The 17,232-nt window shown below is 70.3% G+C and carries 19 protein-coding genes; 12 read left to right on the plus strand and 7 right to left on the minus strand.

Going from position 1 to position 17,232, the window contains the following annotated elements; all coding sequences use genetic code 11:
* Positions 1-11 precede the first annotated feature (11 nt).
* From JJ691_RS45630 to JJ691_RS45645, 4 genes are read left to right on the plus strand one after another with little or no spacing between them, the layout of a single operon-like run.
* Complete coding sequence (locus JJ691_RS45630; protein WP_211765617.1) at positions 12-1,373, plus strand: MFS transporter; 1,362 nt, start codon at positions 12-14, stop codon at positions 1,371-1,373.
* A 34-nt stretch (positions 1,374-1,407) separates the two neighbouring features.
* Positions 1,408-2,565, plus strand: coding sequence for a cysteine desulfurase family protein (locus JJ691_RS45635; protein ID WP_211765618.1), 1,158 nt, complete (start codon positions 1,408-1,410; stop codon positions 2,563-2,565).
* 2 nt (positions 2,566-2,567) lie between these two features.
* Complete coding sequence (gene mnmA / locus JJ691_RS45640) at positions 2,568-3,638, plus strand: tRNA 2-thiouridine(34) synthase MnmA (protein WP_211772145.1); 1,071 nt, start codon at positions 2,568-2,570, stop codon at positions 3,636-3,638.
* Complete coding sequence (locus JJ691_RS45645) at positions 3,638-3,958, plus strand: L-rhamnose mutarotase (RefSeq protein ID WP_211765619.1); 321 nt, start codon at positions 3,638-3,640, stop codon at positions 3,956-3,958. Before mnmA ends, JJ691_RS45645 begins: the two co-directional genes overlap by 1 nt.
* Positions 3,959-4,007: 49 nt before the next feature.
* Here the strand turns inward: JJ691_RS45645 and JJ691_RS45650 are convergent, their stop codons facing one another.
* Positions 4,008-4,838, minus strand: coding sequence for a class I SAM-dependent methyltransferase (locus tag JJ691_RS45650; protein ID WP_211765620.1), 831 nt, complete (start codon positions 4,836-4,838; stop codon positions 4,008-4,010).
* Complete coding sequence (locus JJ691_RS45655; RefSeq protein ID WP_211765621.1) at positions 4,835-5,308, minus strand: GbsR/MarR family transcriptional regulator; 474 nt, start codon at positions 5,306-5,308, stop codon at positions 4,835-4,837. The genes JJ691_RS45650 and JJ691_RS45655 overlap by 4 nt, the downstream gene beginning before the upstream one ends.
* A 108-nt stretch (positions 5,309-5,416) precedes the next feature.
* Between JJ691_RS45655 and JJ691_RS45660 the strand changes: the two genes are divergently transcribed.
* Positions 5,417-6,064, plus strand: coding sequence for a TetR/AcrR family transcriptional regulator (locus JJ691_RS45660; RefSeq protein ID WP_211765622.1), 648 nt, complete (start codon positions 5,417-5,419; stop codon positions 6,062-6,064).
* Complete coding sequence (locus tag JJ691_RS45665; RefSeq protein ID WP_211765623.1) at positions 6,061-7,338, plus strand: glycosyltransferase; 1,278 nt, start codon at positions 6,061-6,063, stop codon at positions 7,336-7,338. The genes JJ691_RS45660 and JJ691_RS45665 overlap by 4 nt, the downstream gene beginning before the upstream one ends.
* A 128-nt stretch (positions 7,339-7,466) precedes the next feature.
* On the opposite strand, the gene JJ691_RS45670 is transcribed toward JJ691_RS45665, so the two are convergent.
* Positions 7,467-7,805, minus strand: coding sequence for a hypothetical protein (locus JJ691_RS45670; protein WP_211765624.1), 339 nt, complete (start codon positions 7,803-7,805; stop codon positions 7,467-7,469).
* Positions 7,806-7,809: 4 nt separating this feature from the next.
* Entirely contained in the window at positions 7,810-8,820 is a 1,011-nt protein-coding gene (locus tag JJ691_RS45675; protein WP_211765625.1) for a hypothetical protein, read from the minus strand.
* Between the two features lie 239 nt (positions 8,821-9,059).
* Here JJ691_RS45675 and ngcE point away from each other — a divergent pair, with 239 nt between their 5' ends.
* From ngcE to JJ691_RS45695, 4 genes are all read left to right on the plus strand, one after another.
* Entirely contained in the window at positions 9,060-10,487 is a 1,428-nt protein-coding gene (gene ngcE / locus JJ691_RS45680; RefSeq protein WP_211765626.1) for an N-acetylglucosamine/diacetylchitobiose ABC transporter substrate-binding protein, read from the plus strand.
* Positions 10,488-10,490: 3 nt separating this feature from the next.
* A complete protein-coding gene (locus JJ691_RS45685; protein ID WP_211765627.1) occupies positions 10,491-11,420 on the plus strand; it encodes a carbohydrate ABC transporter permease in 930 nt (309 codons plus the stop codon).
* Between the two features lie 13 nt (positions 11,421-11,433).
* Positions 11,434-12,387 (plus strand): carbohydrate ABC transporter permease, encoded by a 954-nt coding sequence (locus JJ691_RS45690; RefSeq protein WP_249227451.1) that lies wholly within the window; start codon positions 11,434-11,436, stop codon positions 12,385-12,387.
* 179 nt (positions 12,388-12,566) lie between these two features.
* The gene (locus tag JJ691_RS45695) at positions 12,567-12,857 is read left to right on the plus strand and encodes a hypothetical protein (RefSeq protein ID WP_211765628.1); all 291 of its coding nucleotides are present in this window, start codon (positions 12,567-12,569) and stop codon (positions 12,855-12,857) included.
* Here JJ691_RS45695 and JJ691_RS45700 read toward each other — a convergent pair.
* The gene (locus JJ691_RS45700) at positions 12,844-13,761 is read right to left on the minus strand and encodes a serine/threonine dehydratase (RefSeq protein ID WP_211765629.1); all 918 of its coding nucleotides are present in this window, start codon (positions 13,759-13,761) and stop codon (positions 12,844-12,846) included. The two genes, JJ691_RS45695 and JJ691_RS45700, sit on opposite strands and share 14 nt — an antisense overlap.
* Positions 13,762-13,830: 69 nt before the next feature.
* Here JJ691_RS45700 and JJ691_RS45705 point away from each other — a divergent pair, with 69 nt between their 5' ends.
* The gene (locus JJ691_RS45705; protein WP_211765630.1) at positions 13,831-14,724 is read left to right on the plus strand and encodes a LysR family transcriptional regulator; all 894 of its coding nucleotides are present in this window, start codon (positions 13,831-13,833) and stop codon (positions 14,722-14,724) included.
* Here JJ691_RS45705 and JJ691_RS45710 read toward each other — a convergent pair.
* On the minus strand, positions 14,702-15,925 hold the full coding sequence (locus tag JJ691_RS45710) for a GGDEF domain-containing protein (protein ID WP_211772147.1): 1,224 nt from the start codon (positions 15,923-15,925) through the stop codon (positions 14,702-14,704). The two genes, JJ691_RS45705 and JJ691_RS45710, sit on opposite strands and share 23 nt — an antisense overlap.
* 78 nt (positions 15,926-16,003) lie before the next feature.
* Complete coding sequence (locus JJ691_RS45715; RefSeq protein ID WP_211765631.1) at positions 16,004-16,354, minus strand: DUF1304 domain-containing protein; 351 nt, start codon at positions 16,352-16,354, stop codon at positions 16,004-16,006.
* 74 nt (positions 16,355-16,428) lie between these two features.
* On the opposite strand from JJ691_RS45715, the gene JJ691_RS45720 reads away from it, so the two are divergent.
* The gene (locus JJ691_RS45720) at positions 16,429-17,229 is read left to right on the plus strand and encodes a heavy metal-binding domain-containing protein (protein ID WP_211765632.1); all 801 of its coding nucleotides are present in this window, start codon (positions 16,429-16,431) and stop codon (positions 17,227-17,229) included.
* Positions 17,230-17,232 lie beyond the last annotated feature (3 nt).

A 17,232-nucleotide genomic window follows, 5' to 3' on the forward strand; every position in this document is an offset into this window, starting at 1 on the left:
ACAGTATCAAGGTGAGTGTTGCGGAGGGGACGGCGAGGAAGCCGAGCGCGCTGTGGGCGCCGGATCGTCGAGCAGCCACTACTGGCTTGTTGTTGTTGGTGACGCTGGCCGCGTTCGAGCAGATGGGTGTGAGCACGGCGTTGCCCACGCTCGTGCACGACCTGCACGGGGAATCGCTGTACTCCTGGCCGTTCACCATGTTCCTGGCCACCGAGGTGGTCGGGAACGTGCTGGGCGGCCGGTTGTGCGACCGCCGCGGGCCGGCGGCGGTGCTGATGATCGGCCCGCTGCTGTTCGCGCTGGGCCTGGTGGTCGCCGGCACCTCGCAGGAGATGGCGCAGCTGCTGGTCGGCCGCGCGTTGCAGGGCATCGGCGGCGGGGCCCAGGTCGTCGCGCTGTACGTGATGATCGCGATGGTGTTCCCGGAGCGGGACCGGCCGGTCGCGTTCGGCGCGCTGTCCGCCGCCTGGGTCGTGCCGTCGCTGGTCGGGCCGACGATCGCCGGCCTGGTCACCCAGTACCTGAACTGGCGGTGGATCTTCCTGGGGCTGGCCCCGCTGGTGCTGATCGGCTGGGCGCTGGTGGTGATCGTGCTGCGCCGGCTGCCGGCGTTCGTGCCCTCGGAGACCGGCCAACGCCGCCGCGGCCTGCCGCTGGCCGCCGTGGCCGCCGCGGTCGGGCTGGCCGTGCTGAGCTGGGCCGGCGACCACCCGGACCTGGTCGGCCTGGTCGTCGTGCTGGTGGGCCTGGCCGTGGTGGTGCCGGCGCTGCGGGTGCTGCTGCCCAAGGGCACCCTGGTCGTGCGGGCCGGCCTGCCCAGCGTGATCCTGGCCCGCAGCCTGCTGTCCGGCGCGTTCTTCGGCAGCCAGATCTTCCTGCCGCTGGTGTTGCAGCAGGTGCACGGCTTCTCGCCGGCGCTGGCCGGCGTGCCGCTGACCATCTCGGCGCTGGGCTGGTCGGCCGCGTCCTGGTGGCAGGGGCGGCACCCGGACCTGGCCCGGCCGCTGCTGATGCGGCGGGGCTTCCTGCTGATCACGCTGGGGCTGGTGCTGGTGACGTTCGTCGCACCCGTGTGGGGGCCGCCGTGGCTGGCCGCGGCGGCCTGGGTGTTCGCCGGCATGGGCATGGGGCTGGCCGTGTCCAGCGTGTCGGTGCTGGTGCTGAAGCTGTCGCCGGAGGAGGACCGCGGCTTCAACTCGGCCGCGCTGCAGCTGTCCGACCTGTTCGGGCAGTCCCTGTTCGTGGGGCTGGGCGGCGTGCTGGTGGCACAGCTGGGGCCGACGCTGGGCTGGTCGCCGCTCAACGCCGTGCTGGCCGCGTGCACCCTGTTCGGGGCGCTGGTGTTGAGCCGTCGGGCTGCAAGCCATTCGTGAACCGTCACGCGGACGGGCTACCCTTAGCCCTGCGATGGCTTATCTCGACCATGCCGCCACCACTCCCATGCTCCCGCAGGCAGTGGCGGCGATGACCGAGGCGTTGTCCACCCTGGGCAACGCCTCGTCGCTGCACACCTCCGGCCGCCGGGCCCGGCGTGCCGTCGAGGAGGCCCGGGAGGACATCGCCGACGCGCTGGGGGCCCGCCCGTCCGAGGTGATCTTCACCGCCGGCGGCACGGAGAGCGACAACCTGGCCGTCAAGGGCATCTACTGGGCTCGGGACAAGCCGCGCGTGCTGGCCTCGACCGTGGAGCACCACGCGGTGCTGGACGCCGTGCAGTGGCTCGGCGAGGACACCGTGGGCTGGCTGGAGGTCGACTCCGGCGGCCGGGTCACTTCTGAGGTGCTGTCGGACGCTTTGGACGACAGTGTCGGTCTGGTGACGGTCATGTGGGCCAACAACGAGGTCGGCACCGTCAACCCGATCCGCGAGCTGGCCGAGGTCGCCGCCGCGGCGGGCGTGCCGCTGCACACCGACGCCGTGCAGGCGGTCGGGTCGGTGCCGGTGAACTTCGCCGAGTCCGGGGCGTCCGCGCTGACGCTGACCGGCCACAAGCTCGGCGGCCCGTACGGGATCGGAGCCCTGCTGCTCAGGCGGGACGTCAAGTGCACGCCCCTGCTGCACGGCGGTGGGCAGGAACGCGACGTGCACTCGGGGACGTTGAACGTGCCGGCGATCGTCGGCCTGGCCGCCGCGGTGCGGGCTTCCGTCGAGGATGACTCGGCGCGGGTGCGGGCGCTGCGGGACGAGCTGGTCGCCGCCGTGCGCAAGGCCGTGCCGGACGCCGTGCTGAACGGCGATCCGGTGGACCGGCTGCCCGGCAACGCGCACTTCACGTTCCCCGGCTGCGAGGGCGACAGCCTGCTGATGTTGTTGGACGCCAAGGGCATCGAGTGCTCCACCGGCTCCGCCTGCACGGCCGGCGTCGCGCAGCCCAGCCACGTGCTGCTGGCCATGGGCGTCGAGCCCGCGGCCGCCCGCGGCTCGCTGCGGTTCTCGCTCGGCCACACGTCGACCGCCGAGGACGTCGCCGCGCTGGCCGAGGCGATCGGGCCGGCGGTGGAACGGGCCCGCAACGCCGGCATCGCCGGTCTGCGACGGCGGTCGGCTTCCAGGGTGAGGATGTGAGCATGCGGGTACTGGCGGCGATGAGCGGCGGCGTGGACTCCGCCGTGGCCGCGGCGCGGGCGGTCGAGGCCGGACATGAGGTGGTCGGCGTGCACCTGGCGCTGTCGGCCAAGCCCGGCACGCTGCGCACCGGGGCCCGCGGCTGCTGCACCCTTGAGGACGCCAACGACGCCCGGCGGGCCGCCGACGTGCTCGGAATTCCCTTCTACGTCTGGGATTTCGCCGAGCGCTTCACCGAGGACGTGATCGAGGACTTCGTCGCCGAGTACGCGGCCGGGCGCACGCCCAACCCGTGCCTGCGGTGCAACGAGAAGATCAAGTTCGAGGCCCTGCTGGACAAGGCCATCGCGCTCGGCTTCGACGCCGTCTGCACCGGGCACTACGCCCAGCTGTCCACTGTGGACGGCCGGCCGGAGCTGCGCCGGTCCGTCGACGACGGCAAGGACCAGTCCTACGTGCTGGCCTCGCTGACCGAGGATCAGTTGGCGCATGCCATGTTCCCGCTCGGCGACACCGTCAAGGAGCAGGTCCGCGTCGAGGCCGCCGAGCGCGGCCTGGCCGTCGCGGCCAAGCCCGACAGCCACGACATCTGCTTCATCCCCGACGGCGACACCCGGTCGTTCCTCACCAAGCGGCTCGGCGAGCAGGCCGGCGACCTGGTCGACGCCGAGACCGGCGCCGTGCTGGGTCGGCACACCGGCGTGCACGGCTTCACCGTCGGGCAGCGGCACGGGCTCGGCATCGACGCCCCCGCCCCCGACGGCCGGCCCCGCTACGTGCTGGCCCTGGAGCCGGTCAGCGGCACCGTCCGCGTCGGCTCGGCCGAAAAGCTTGCTGTCACCGGGATCGAGGCCGCCCAACCGGTCGTCCACGTCGACTGGGACGGCCTGGTGGAGTGCACCGCCCAGGTTCGGGCCCACGGCGGCATCGCCCCCGCCGTCGCCGAGGTCGTCGACGGCTCCGTACAGGTCACCCTGCGGGAACCCCTTCGTGGCGTTGCCCCCGGTCAGGCCGTCGTGCTGTACCGGGACGACGTCGTGCTGGCCAGCGCCACCATCACCGGGACCCGCTGATGCGCCGGATCTGCTTCCTGCTGCGGGTGCGGCCCGACCGCCTCGACGAGTACCGCGAACGGCACGCCTCCGTCTGGCCCGAGATGCGCGACGCCCTGCGGGAAACCGGCTGGGGCAACTACTCCCTGTTCCTCGCCCCCGACGGCCTGCTCGTCGGCTACCTGGAGACCGACGACTTCGACGCCGCCCGCGCCGGCATGGAGGCCCGCGAGGTCAACGCCCGCTGGCAGGCCGAGATGGCCGAGTTCTTCGTCGCCCTGGACGGTTCCCGCCCCGACGAGGCCATGAAGCCCCTCGACGAGGTCTTCCACCTCGACTGAGATCCACCCCAATGCAGGTAAGGCGTCCTTCCCCGCATGAGTTGGTGGCTCAGAACTCCGCGCGGAACACCCGCAGGAAGTTGCGGAACCACCCGAACCGAGAGCCCAGCCCGTACATCCGGCGCAGGCCCGGGTCGGGGATCCGCTCGTACCGCGACACGAGGGCGACGTGTTCGCGCAGGCGCAGCCGTGGGTTCCAGCGCTCCACGTCCGACTCGTCGCGCATCGGCGTCCAGTACGCCGGGTAGTCGCCGTACCAGCGGCCGAAGTTCTTCTTCAGCAGCTGCGTGGCCTTGGCCATCCACGGCGCCACCCCGTCGAAGATCAGCTCGCCGCTGGGGAAGTGGTCGGTGAGCCGCTTGAGCAGCTCCCGCACCTCGTTCTCGCGCAGGTACATCAGCAGGCCCTCGGCGATGATCAGCCCCGGCTTGTCGGTGGGGATCTCGTCCAGCCATGCGCTGTCCGTGACCGAGGAGGCGATCATCCGGTAGTTGCCGGACTCGTCGTAGAGCTTGCGGCGCAGCTCGATCACGTCGGGCAGGTCGACGTCGAACCAGCGCACCCCGGCCGGCGGGTCGAGCCGAAAGGCCCGGCTGTCCAGGCCGCACGCCATGTGCAGCACCGTGGCGTCCGGGTGACGGCTGAGGAAGTCGGCGGCCCAGTCGTCGAGCTGCCGGCCGCGCAGCGCGACCCCGTACCGGCTGTTGGTGACCGACCGTTTGCTCAGCCTCGTCCAGTCGTAGTCGATCCGCCGCACCGCATCGGCCGCGAACCGGTCGCCGAGAATCGGGTTGGCGTCGCGGCTCTCCAACGCCCTGAGGTACAGCGTCACCAGCATCGTGGACTGCACGTCTCTGAGGTCGACCCGGCCGGTCTTCATCGCTCACCCCTGTTCGCCGCGCGGTAGTTGTCCCACCGCCGGATGAAGTCGCTGGCGACCTCCGTCGCCGAGAATCGGCAGAAATCCCCGAAGTCCTTCAGCCGCTCGCGCTGCTCCGGGCGGTCCTCGCCGATCACCGACAACCCGAACTCGGCCGCGTCCACGCCGGCCTGCATCCGGCCGAACTGGACCTGGAGCAGGCGGGTGAAGCCGCCCGGGGCGAGCCGGTAGTAGTGCTGCCGGGCCGCCGACGGCAGCCGCTCGACCAGGCCGCCCTCCTGCATCGGCCGGATCATCGTGCTGATCGACGCCTTGCTCGCGTTGAGCTCCGCCGCCAGCTCCGTCAGCGACTGGTGCGGCGGGTCGCAGACCATCAGCCACCCATAGATCCGCCCCATCGTGCGCGGCGCGCCCAGGGTCTCCATGAGCAGTCCGAGCCGATCGACCAGCTCCGCCTCTTCCGGGGACATTGTTCTCGCTATTCGCATCGTTCAGAACATTCTGAACGAACGGTACTGCGGTGGGACGGTGGCGGCAAGGCGATTGCGGCTCTCGACCGCTCGATCTATGATCTGACCGTGCGGTCGAAAGATGAATCGAGCGGTCGGACCTTCACCGAGCAGGCGAGGCGGACGCAGTTGGTGGCGTGCGCGATCGACCTGGTCGCGGAGGTCGGCTACCCGCAGGCTTCGCTGAGCAAGATCGCCGAGCGGGCCGGGGTGGCCAAGAGCGTGGTGCTGTACCACTTCGCCGGCAAGGACGAGCTGGTGAAGTCGTTGGTGCTGGAGGTGTTCCTGGCCGGGGCGCTGGACATGGTGCCGCCCATCCAGGCCGAGTCCACCGCCCAGGGCAAATTGGCGGCCTACACCCGTGCCAACGGCGCGTCCATCGCGAGCCGGCCCAACAACGCGCTGGCCATGCTCAGCATGTGGACCAGCTACCGCTCGCCCGAGGGCAAACGGCTGGACCAGGTGATGTTCGATTCGATCACGGCCAACCCGCCGGCCGAGGACCTCGCCGCCCTCGACCCGGCGGCGATTCTCGATCTCGGGCAGCGGACCGGGGAGTTCCGCGACTTCCCGATCGTGCCGATGGCCACCGCGCTGCGGCAGTCCATCGACGGCGCGGTGCTGCTTCTCTCGCGTGACAAGGAATTCGACGTGATCGGCTACTGCGAGGAAATCGTCACGATCTTCGATTTGGCTACCAGCAAGGGGGAACCATGAGCACTGTGGTCATCGCCGCGTTAGGCACCCAGGGGGATGTCGCGCCGTTCTGCGGCCTCGGGCCACGTCTGCGACGGGCCGGCCATCGGGTGGTGATCGCCGCCCAGGCGCCGTACGCGGATCTTGTCGCCAACGCCGGTCTGGAGTTCCGGCCGCTGCCCGGCGATCCGGAGGCCGGGGCGCAGAGCGAGGAATTCCAGCAGTACTTCGACAAGGGGCATTCGCGCCGTACGCGCAAGGGCATCATCCCGACCCTGGTCGAGGGCCTGCGCGAGGTCGGTCCGGCGCTGGTCGAGGCCACCGAGGACGCCGACCTCCTGCTCACCGGCTTCGGCGCGGCGCTGCCCGCGTATCACGTGGGCCTGGGGCTGGGGATTCCGACCGCCGGCCTGTTCCTGCTGCCGACCGCCCCGACCGGCGACTTCCCGCCCGCCCCGCTGCCCATGCCGTCGCTGGGGCGCTGGGGCAACCGCCTCGTCCACACGATCGCCATGCAGGGCGAGCGGATCTTCCTGGCCGGGCTCAACGACCTTCGGCGCGACCTGGGTCTCGCTCCGACGAGTCTGAGCGCCATCCGCCGGGAACAGCACGAACAGCGTTGGCCCATCCTCTACGGCTTCAGTCAGCACGTCGTTGCCCGACCGTCCGACTGGCGCCCCGGGCTCGACATCGCCGGTTACTGGTGGCCGCCGCTGCAACCCGACTGGGAGCCCACGGCCGAGTTGCGAGACTTCCTCGACTCCGGCGAGCCTCCCGTCTACTTCGGTTACGGCAGCGGCGCTTTGAGTCGCTCCGACCGTCTCATCGAGCTCACCGTCGCCGCCGCCCGCAAGGCCGGCGTCCGGGCCGTCGTCTCCGGCCTGCCCGTCTCCGGCGACGACGTGCTCGGCATCGGCAACGTCGACTTCGACTGGCTCTTTCCCCAGATGGCCACCCTCGTCCACCACGGCGGCGCCGGCACCACCGCCGCCGGCCTCTGGGCCGGTGTGCCCGCCGTGACCACTCCCGTCATCGTCGACCAGCACTTCTGGGGCCGCCGCCTGGTGCAGCTGGGCGCCTCCCCGGCTTCGATCCGGTTGCCGAAGCTGACCGTCGACCGCCTGGCCGCCGCCATCCGCGCGGCCATCGACAATCCGTCCTACCGCACCCGCAGCCGTCAACTCCGTGACCAGATTCAGGACGAAGATGGCGGCGCCCCGGTGTTGGACCTGGTGGACCGCCTTGTCCACAGGGGCCAACCTGTCCACAGGCCGACCTCGCACAAGATCATCTAGACGCCGCCGCGGGTAGACTGGCAGCGGGGCCGGCCCCCGGGTGGGTGGGGGTTTGGAGTCGGGCGGTCGCCTCGGGCCGTCGGTGTGGGCGAGTGTCCCCGGGATTCCGCAGTGGTGACGTTCGCTGGTCAGGGCTTGGCGTTGCGGCGGTCGACACGGTCCAGGTGGCGCACGAGGGCGTACTCACTGCGACGGAGCCGGTCGCGTTGGTCGGGGTCGAGACCGGCCAAGGGATCCGGCAGGTCGACCGCACGCGGCACGTGCACCATGGTCGCCTGCCACCGCCGGCACCGGGAACACCAGCCCAGCCCCACACATCGTTCGTACCGTGGCGAATCCGGCATGTAGAACCGGTACGTGTGGTGCCTGACCTCGCCGGCGCACTCGGTGGCCTGGTCGTGCACGGTGTTGACCTTGCGCCACCGATACCGGGTCCAGGCGGTCTCGGCGATGTCCTCGGGCTTCACCGAATCAGGCTGTGGCCCACTTGTCCCAGGTCTCCAGCCACACCTTGGTGTCCTCGGGACGGCCGTCCAGGGTGACCCGTTCCCACGCCAGCTGGGCGTCGCGGCTGGAGACGGGCTGACCGAGGACGGCGTAGCGGATGGTCTCGTCGACGGCGAGGTCGGCGAGACGGGTGTCGGCGAACCAGTCGGCGCGCTCGGCGAGGCGGGTGAGCTGGTTGACCATGGAGGTGACGGTGCGGTTGGCGGCCTCGCGGCTGAGGCGGCCGGAGCGTTCGAGTTCCCGCACGGCGCGTTGCCACATGGGCCCGTAGAGGCGGCCGTCGCCGACACGGCGGCGGGGCAGGCGGCCCTCGCGGGCGGCGAGGCGGTGCCGGGACTGAAAGCCGAGGAGTTCTCCGATCAGGGAGCGGTACACGTCGAGGCCGGCGGCGGCGGGCAGGTCGGGTGTGGGACGGCGGCGGTGGGCCTCGATGAGGCGGGCGATCCACTCGCCGCGCCGTTCGAGGTACGGCCGCAGGTCGCCGACGGTGGCCAGGCGCAGCGAGGTGGGGGCGACGCCGCGGGCGACGACGGTGACGACGACGTCGGAGACGGTGAACCGGGCGGTCCACAGCGGACCCTCCCGGTAGATGGGCCCGGTCAGCTCGACCCCGTCGACGGTGGTGATGGTGTCGGACAGCTCCGCGGGCTCACCGTCGTCGGGGTCCTCGACGCCGGCGTGGTCGACGATCCGGTTGTGCTCGTCGTCGAGCATCCGGCGCAGCGCCCCGGCAGTCTCGTCGTCGACCGGCAGCGCGGTGTTGATCGACAGGTGCGGGCCGCCCTGGGCCAGCGGGTCGCCGTAGGCGAGGGTGATCTCCTCGGCCGAGGAGTCGGACAGCGACGTGAGCACGCCGAGCCCGAGCTCCGGTTCGGACAGGCCGAACACGGGGAAGGACGGTCTGGGCGCGATCTCCTCGGCGTCCCGAAGGGCCGTGCGCCGCAGCCGTGCGATCCACTCCTCGTCCGACTCCATGCACCCCATCCAACACGCACGGACCGCCCTCCCGCGACGAAAAAGTCGCAAACGTTCGCTTCATCCGCCGAACGGACGCGTCGAGAGACCATCGGACACGAGAGCGTCACGATGTGTAGGTCACCGCCGGAAGGTCCTCCCGTCGAAGTGTGAGGAGCGTTACGGTCACTGGTCTGGACCGGGTCGGGGCCGGTTCAACCAGGGACAACCGTCCACCTGACCAGCAGGGGGAAGATCCAATGCCAAACCCATCGGGTTCCGAATTCTCACGTCGCCAGCTGCTGCAGCGTGCCGCGGCCCTGGCGGTGCTGGCCGGCCCCGCGGCCGGCGTGCTCAGCGCCTGCGCCGGTGGCGGGGGCACCGGTCCCGCCCAGACCGGGGCCAAGAGCACGACCAACCCGTTCGGCGTGGTCGAAGACGCCCCGCTGGACGTGGTCCTCTTCGACGGCGGCTTCGGCAAGGACTACGCCCAGTACGACCTCAACCTGTACACCAAGGCGTTCCCCAAGTCGAAGGCCGCGCTGTCCACCACCCAGAAGATCTCCGACCAGCTCCAGCCCCGCTTCGCCAACGGCACCCCGCCGGACGTGATCGACGACTCCGGTGACAACCAGATCAAGCCCGGCACGCTGGTCAACAGCAACGCGCTGACCGACCTCGGGCAGCTGCTGGACGCCCCCAGCTACGACGACCCGAACGTGAAGGTCCGCGACACGCTGCTGCCGGGCGTGCTGAACATCGGCACGTACAACAACAAGGTGTACCTGCTCAACTACAGCTACACGGTGTACGGCATCTGGTACAACAAGAAGCTGTTCGACGCCAAGGGCTGGACCCCGCCCAAGACCTGGGACGAGTTCAAGACGCTGGCCCCGCAGATCAAGGCCGCCGGCATCGCGCCGTGGGTGCACGCTGGCAAGTACCCGTACTACCAGGGCGTGCCGATCATGGACTGGATCGGCAAGGCCGGCGGCAACCAGGTCCTGATCGACATCGACAACCTCAAGCCCAACGCCTGGCGGGTGGACGCGGTCAAGGCCTCGCTCAACGCGGTGCTGGAGATGGTGCACAACGGCTGGGTGCTGCCCGGCGCCGAGGGCATGACGCACATCGAGTCGCAGCAGGCGTTCCTGGACGGCAAGGCCGCCTTCATCCCGGTCGGCAGCTGGTTCGAGAACGAGATGCGCAAGACCATCCCCCAGGGCACCGAGCTGACCCTGATCCCGATGCCCGACCTCACCTCCTCGGACAAGCTGCCCTACGGCACGCTGCGGGCCGAGGCCGGCGAGCCGTTCGTGGTGCCGGCGAAGGCCAAGAACCAGGCCGGCGGCCTGGAGTTCCTGCGGGTGATGCTGAGCAAGGACGCGGCCACCAACTTCGCCAAGGTCACCAGCTCGCTGTCCATCGTCAAGGGCTCCGCCGACAGCGTGACCACCTCGACCGCGCTGACCTCGGCCAACAAGGCCGTGCAGGCGGCCGGCACGAACCTGGTGACCTACCGCTCGGTCACCGACTGGTACCCGACCCTGATCAACGAGTGGCAGGCGGCCACCGGCGAGCTGATGGCCGGCCGGTTCACCGCCGACCAGTGGATCGACAAGGTCCAGGCGGCCGCGGACAAGGTCGCCGCCGACAGCTCCATCGAGAAGTTCCACCGGGACAAGTAACTGATGAAATTTCGCCGTCTGCCCTTCGTCGCGGGCTTCCTGGTCGTCCCGGTCGTGCTGTACGTGGTGTACGTCGTCTCGCCCTTCGTGCAGACGATCTTCTACTCGTTCACCGACTGGGGCGGCCTGACCGACACCCAGAACTTCATCGGCATCGACAACTACGTGCGGATCTTCCAGGACGACATTTTCCTGAGCGCGATCCTGCACAACGCGTTCCTGTTGCTGCTGATGCCGCTGGTGACGATCCTGCTCGCGCTGTTCCTCGCGTTCATGCTCAACGTCGGTGGGCGCGGGGACAGCGCGGGCATCAGAGGTGTCCGCGGCTCCGGCGTGTACAAGATCGTGCTGTTCTTCCCCCAGGTGCTCTCGGTCGCCATCATCGTGGTGCTGTTCCAGGCGGTGTTCCGCACCGACGGGCGCGGCCTGCTCAACGCGCTGCTGATCGCGGTCGGCCTGGTGGACCCGAACCAGCCGGTGCAGTGGTTCAACAGCCCGACGCTGGTGCTGTGGTGCCTGCTCGCGGTGATGGTGTGGAGCGGGGTCGGCTTCTACATGGTGCTGTTCTCGGCGGCCATGCAGTCGATCCCGAAGGAGATCTACGAGGCGGCGCTGCTGGACGGGGCCAGCCGGGGGCCGACGTTCTTCCGCATCACGCTGCCGCTGCTGTGGGAGAACATCTCGGTGGCCTGGGTGTACCTGGGCTTCATCGCGCTGGACGGCTTCGCCCTGGTCACCGGTCTGACCCCGGAGTCGGGCGGCGGCGGTCCCAACCACGCCAGCGAGCTGATCTCCAACGTGCTGTACCGGACCGCGTTCACCCAGGGCAAGTTCGGTCTTGCCTGCTCCATGGGTGTGGCGCTGGCGGTGTTCTCGCTGCTGTTGGCCATCGTGCAGCTGCGGATCACCCGACGCGACCGCATCGAGTTCTGAGGGAGGCTGACACATGCCAAGGGCAATCGCGGCCATGGCCACCGTGCCGGCCACCGCGGACGAACCGGGGCCCGAGCCGGCGGCGAAGCCGCCACGCGGGCAGTTCGGCGTGGTGAACTTCTTCTCCCAGGGCTTCCTGCTGCTGTGGGCGGCGATGGTGGTGCTGCCGCTGCTGTGGGCGGTGATGTCCTCGTTCAAGACGGACAAGGAGATCCTGACCAGCCCGTGGACGCTGCCGGCGTCGCCGCAGTGGGACAACTTCGCCCGGGCCTGGACCACCGGCCACATCGGCACGTTCTTCCTGAACACGGTGATCGTGCTGGCCGGCGGCGTCACCATCACCATGGTGGTCGGCTCGATGGCGGCCTACGTGCTGGCGCGCTACTCGTTCCCGGGCAACCGCGTCATCTACTACGCGTTTGTCGCCGGCCTGACGCTGCCGATCTTCCTGGCCCTGGTGCCGCTGTTCAAGATCGTCGGCAACATGGGCAACATCCCGGTGATCGGGCCGTACCTCGGGCTCAACTCCTACCTGGGGCTGATCCTGGTGTACGTGGCGTTCTCGCTGCCGTTCACCGTGTTCTTCCTGCACTCCTTCTTCCGCACGCTGCCCACCGAGATCGCCGAGGCCGGGCTGCTGGACGGGGCGGGGCACGGGACGCTGTTCGCCAAGGTGATGCTGCCGATGGCCCGCCCGGGCCTGATCAGCATCGGCATCTTCAACGTGATCGGCCAGTGGAACCAGTACTTGCTGCCGCTGGTGCTGCTGCAGCCGCAGTCCAGCTTCGACACCGACCACTCGGTGCTCGCGGAGGGCCTGCTCAACCTGGCCGTCGCCCAGGGCTACAAGTCCGACTGGTCGGGCCTGTTCGCCGGCATGACGATCGCCATGCTGCCGATGCTGGTGGTGTACGTCATCTTCCAGCGGCAGGTGCAGGCCGGTCTGACGGCTGGAACGCTCAAGTAGCCGCAACCGCTGCCTGATGCAACCACCGAGGCTGCTCGCATCGTCCTGGAGACATGCGAGCAGCCTTTGTGGTTCTAGCGGTTTCAGCGATTTTCGTCGCCGGCTGTGGCTCGCGTGTGCAGCCAGGGTCACCGCCGGCCCAGACCCCCGCCGCCTGCCAGCCGCCGGGGGAGATCTCCATGGCGGACAACGGTCACAGCGTCTGCGCGATGGTCGGCTCGAAGTTCTCCGTGAAGCTGCCGGACGACGGCAAGGGCCACTGGTCGGCCATCGTCAGCGACTCCGACGCGGTGGACGTGCTGCTGTTGACCGGTTCGCCGCCGATCAGCGGCACCCAGGCCGACTTCGTGGCTCGGCACAAGGGAACCGCCAAGCTCACGGCCAGCCGGCCGGTATGCCCCTCGACGCCGCCGGGCGGCATGAGCTGCAAGTCCTTGCAGAGCTTCACCGTGACGGTCACGGTGCAGTAGTCCACGCGCTGTTGGCGCCGCACAGCACGATGCACGGCAACTGCGCCGGCACCCGGTCGGCGAGCCAGGCCGCGAGCGGCGCCGCGGCCGCGGGCTCGACCGCCAGTCGATACTCCTCCCACAGAAGTTCTTGTGCGGCAATGATTTCCGGGTCGCTGACCAGGACGGACCGGGTGCGCGGCGAGTTGAGGATGGCGAACGGCAGGTCGCCGACCCGGGTCGCGCCGAGGGCGGAGGACGCGACGGAGTTGCGCACCTCGGTGTCCACGGGCCGGCCGGCGGCCAGTGCGGCCTGCAAGGCGTTGCAGCCCTCCGGTTCCACCGCGACGGTTGTCCGGTCGCCGATCGACAGCGCGGTGCCGGCGGCCAGCCCGCCACCGCCGACGGCGACGAACACGGCGTCCACCTCGGGCACGTCGGCGACGATTTCGGCGCCCATGGTGCCCTGACCGGCGATCACGTCCGGGTGGTCGTAGGCCGGCAAGTAGCGCTCTTGTCCCGTCACCGCACCCATGGCCGCCTTCGCGGCCTCGGCGTAGGTCGCCCCATGCCGGACCAGCTTGGCCCCGGCGGCCTCGATCCGGCGGGTCTTGGACTCGGGCGCCGACTCCGGCACGTACACCGTCGCCGGGACGTCGAGCAGCCGTGCGGCGGTGGCCACGGCCAGCCCGTGATTGCCGCCCGAGGCCGTGACAACCCGAGCCGGCCGCTCGCCCCGGGACAGGGCGTTGACCGCGCCGCGCAGTTTGAACGAGCCACTGAGCTGGAGATGTTCGAGCTTCAGCAGCATCGGCCGGCCGTGCCGGGAGACCCGCATGATCGGCGTGCGCCGCGCGTGGGGGCGGATCGTCTTGGCCGCGGTGGTGACGTCGGCGGCGGTCGGCAGGCCAGCGAACGTAGTCATGTCGCTACCCTGACCCGCCGGGGCCATAATCGCCAGCGAGGATTTCAGAGCCGACTTTAGGAGCGCTTAATGCTCGACCCGGCCCGGCTGCGTGTGCTGGTGGAGATCGGCCACGCCGGCTCGATCACCGCGGCGGCCGCCCGGCTGGCGTTCACACCGTCGGCGCTGTCGCAGCAACTGGCCAAGCTGGAACGGGAACTGGGCTGCCGGCTGGTGGAGCGCGGCCCGACCGGCGTCACCCTGACCAGACAGGGCGAGGTCCTGTTGCGACACGGCGAACGCGTGCTCGGGGAGCTGCGCGACGCCGAACGGGCCGTGCGGGCCGCCATCGAGGCCGAGCCGGAGTCCTTGGCCATCGGCACCTTCTCCTCGGCCGGCAAGGTGCTCGTGCCGGAAGCCCTTGCCGCGCTGCGGGAACGGCACCCGCGGGCCCGTCTGTCCCTCGTGGACATGGAGCCGCCCGACGGCTACGGCCTGGTCACCTCGCGCGACCTGGACGTGCTGATCACGCACCGATATCCGGGCGGAACTCTGCCGCCGGACAACGGTTTGCACCGCAGCCGGCTGCTGGCCGACCCGCTGCGGGTGGTGCTGCCGGCCGGTCACCCCAAGGCCGACGGCAAGATCACCCTGCGGGATCTCCAGGACGAGGACTGGATTTCCGGCGCGCACGGCATTCCCAACCGGGTCTGCCTGGAGTTTTTGGCCGAGCAGGCCGGAATCCGCCCGCACGTGGCGTACGAGACGCGGGACTACGAGGTGACGCTGGCCCTGGTCGCGGCCGGCCTGGGCATCTCGCTGGTGCCGGTGACCGTGCTCGGGGACGTGGACTGCGAGCGGCTGGCCGTGCGGGTGCTGTCCGGCGCCAAGCCGGCGCGGGAGATCTTCGTCGTGCACCGCAAGCGGCCGCCGCGCCTGGTGGCCGAGCTGGTCGGGCTGCTCACGCCGGGTCGAGCAGGCTGACCACGCGGTTGCGGCCGCCGCGTTTGGCTTCGTACAAGGCGTTGTCGGCAGCCAGCAACACCTGCTCCAGCACCGCCCCGGCGGTCGGGTGCACGGACACGCCGATGGACGCCGAGAGCGCGGAGACGGCCGCGCTGCCCTCGGAGACGGTCAGGTCCGCGATCGCGGTCCGGATCCGTTCTGCCACCCGGATCGCATCTGGCAGCGCGGCCCCCGGTAACAGCACCACGAACTCCTCGCCGCCGAACCGGCCCACCGCGTCCACCTCGCGGACCTGGTCGCACACGGTGTCCGCGACCTCGCGCAGCACCGTGTCGCCCACCAGGTGCCCGTGCGTGTCGTTGATCCGCTTGAAGTGGTCCAGGTCGATCATCAGCACGCCGAACTCGGCGCCCCGGTCCAGTTCCCGGGCGGCGGCGTCGTGCCAGGCCACCGAGTTGAGCACGCCCGTCTTGTGGTCGGTGGTGGCCGCCTCCTGGAACTGTCGCATCAGGACACCCCGGTGCAGCACCACGATCGGCAGCACCACCAGCGGCACCAGATAGACGTGGGCCATCAGCACGATCGCGGTCAGGGCGCCCAGGCACAGCGTGGCCAGCTCCAGGGCGTTGACGTCCCAGCCGCCGAACAGCTCGCGGACGGTCAGGTCCGGATAGCGCAGTTTCAGCGCGATCGTCACCAGCACGCTGTTGGTCGCGAAGAACACGGCCATGGCCGCCATGATGGCGACCAGGCGGCGCAGGTCAGGGTCGAGGAACGGCAGCCCGGCGGTCGCCGCGGAGATCACCGGCCGCACCGGCAGCACCGACAGCACCGCCGTGGTGGCGGTGTAGATCACCCGGTGCGCGGGCCGGCTCTCCAGCTGCCGCCAGATCCGTTCCCACAGGTGGCCGAAGACCAGCACCGTCAGGGCGACCGCCAGCCCCATCGGCAGGTCCACCGCCCCGGCGAACAGCCACACCGAGGTCATGTTCACGTGCACAGTGCTGGCCAGGAAGCGGCGCTGCCGCTCGGTGCGCCGGGACAGCTCGGCCTGCGCCACCCCGACCACCAGCAGCACCCCGAAGCGCAGCCAGTCGCCGCTGGTCGGGGGCCGCCCGGGTAAGAGGAACGGCAGCACCACCGCCACCAGCTCGACCAGCAGGGTGAAGGCGATCAGGCCGGGCGGCAGCCGGCGGATGGCCCACTGCGCCGGCCGCACCAGCAACGCCCCGCCACCCCCTCATCGTGTTCCGGCAGTATCGCCGGAGCGGGCCGGGTGTGCCAGCGCCGAACGAGGTCAACCGGCCAGCAGAACGAACAGCAGGGCCAGTGCCCCCGGCAGCACCTGCACGAACAGGATGCGCCTGGTGGCGGTGATCGCGCCGTAGATGCCGGCCACGATCACGCAGGCCAGGAAGAAGATCTCCGCCGGCCGGCTGCCGATCAGCCCCCAGATCAGGCCGGCGGCCAGGAAGCCGTTGTAGAGGCCCTGGTTGGCCGCCAGGGCCTTGGTCTGCTCGGCCAGCTCGGCCGACACGCCGAAGGCGGCCCGGGTCCGCGGCGCCGTCCAGAGGAACATCTCCAGGACCAGGATGTAGACGTGAATCAGGGCGACCAGCGCAACAAGGACATCCGACACGATCAGCATCGCGTCAGTCTGCTGGATCACGTTGCCCTCACGCCCGGCAGTGACACGATGGTGGGTAGACGAGGAGGTCAACGATGCACGGGTTGCCCCCGGCCGCCGTCGAACGACTGGCCCGAGCCGCGCGTTCCGGCGTGCGGACCTCGCTGCTGTCCGCCTCCTCGGCGGCCGGCATCAAGGCCGTCGGCCTGGAGCCGGTCGGCGAGGTGATGGGCTGCGTCGTCCAGAGCATGGTGCCGCGCTACCAGACGTACGCGCCGAGCTACAACATCGGCAACATCGCCCAGCCCTTCCTGGACGCCCTGAACACCGGCTACGCCACCGCCCTGGCCCGGCTGCGCGAGGAAGCCAAGGCCCTCGGCGCCGACGGCGTCGTCGACATCCGGCTGAGCACCAACGGGCTGGGCGGCGGCGAGGAGTTCCTGGCCATGGGCACGGCCGTGCGGGCTCAGGCGGGCGTCCGGCCGCGGTCGCTGTTCACCACCGACCTGTCCGGCAGCGACGTGGCCAAGCTGATGCAGAGCGGCTGGGTCCCGGTGCACGTCGAATGGGCCGGCGCCGCCCACACCATCTTCACCGGCTACGGCGTCCAGCTGCAGACCTCGTTCTACGCCGGCAACACCGAGGTCGACCTGTACACCGCGCTGATCAACAAGGTCCGGGCCGACGCCCGCCGCCGGTTCCACGACATGGTGAGATCGGCCAACGCCGACGGCGGCATCGTGTCCGACATGGCACTGTCCACATGGGAGCCCGGCGAACGCCTCATGGCCGCCCTCGCCGTCGTCTACGGCACCGCCATCGCCCAGTTCCACCCGCACGGGCCCGGTCCGGCCCGCACGCTGACCGTCATGCCGCTGCGCCGGCAGGGGGAGTGAGTT

It is taken from the genome of Kutzneria sp. CA-103260 (assembly GCF_018263855.1).
GTDB lineage: Bacteria > Actinomycetota > Actinomycetes > Mycobacteriales > Pseudonocardiaceae > Kutzneria.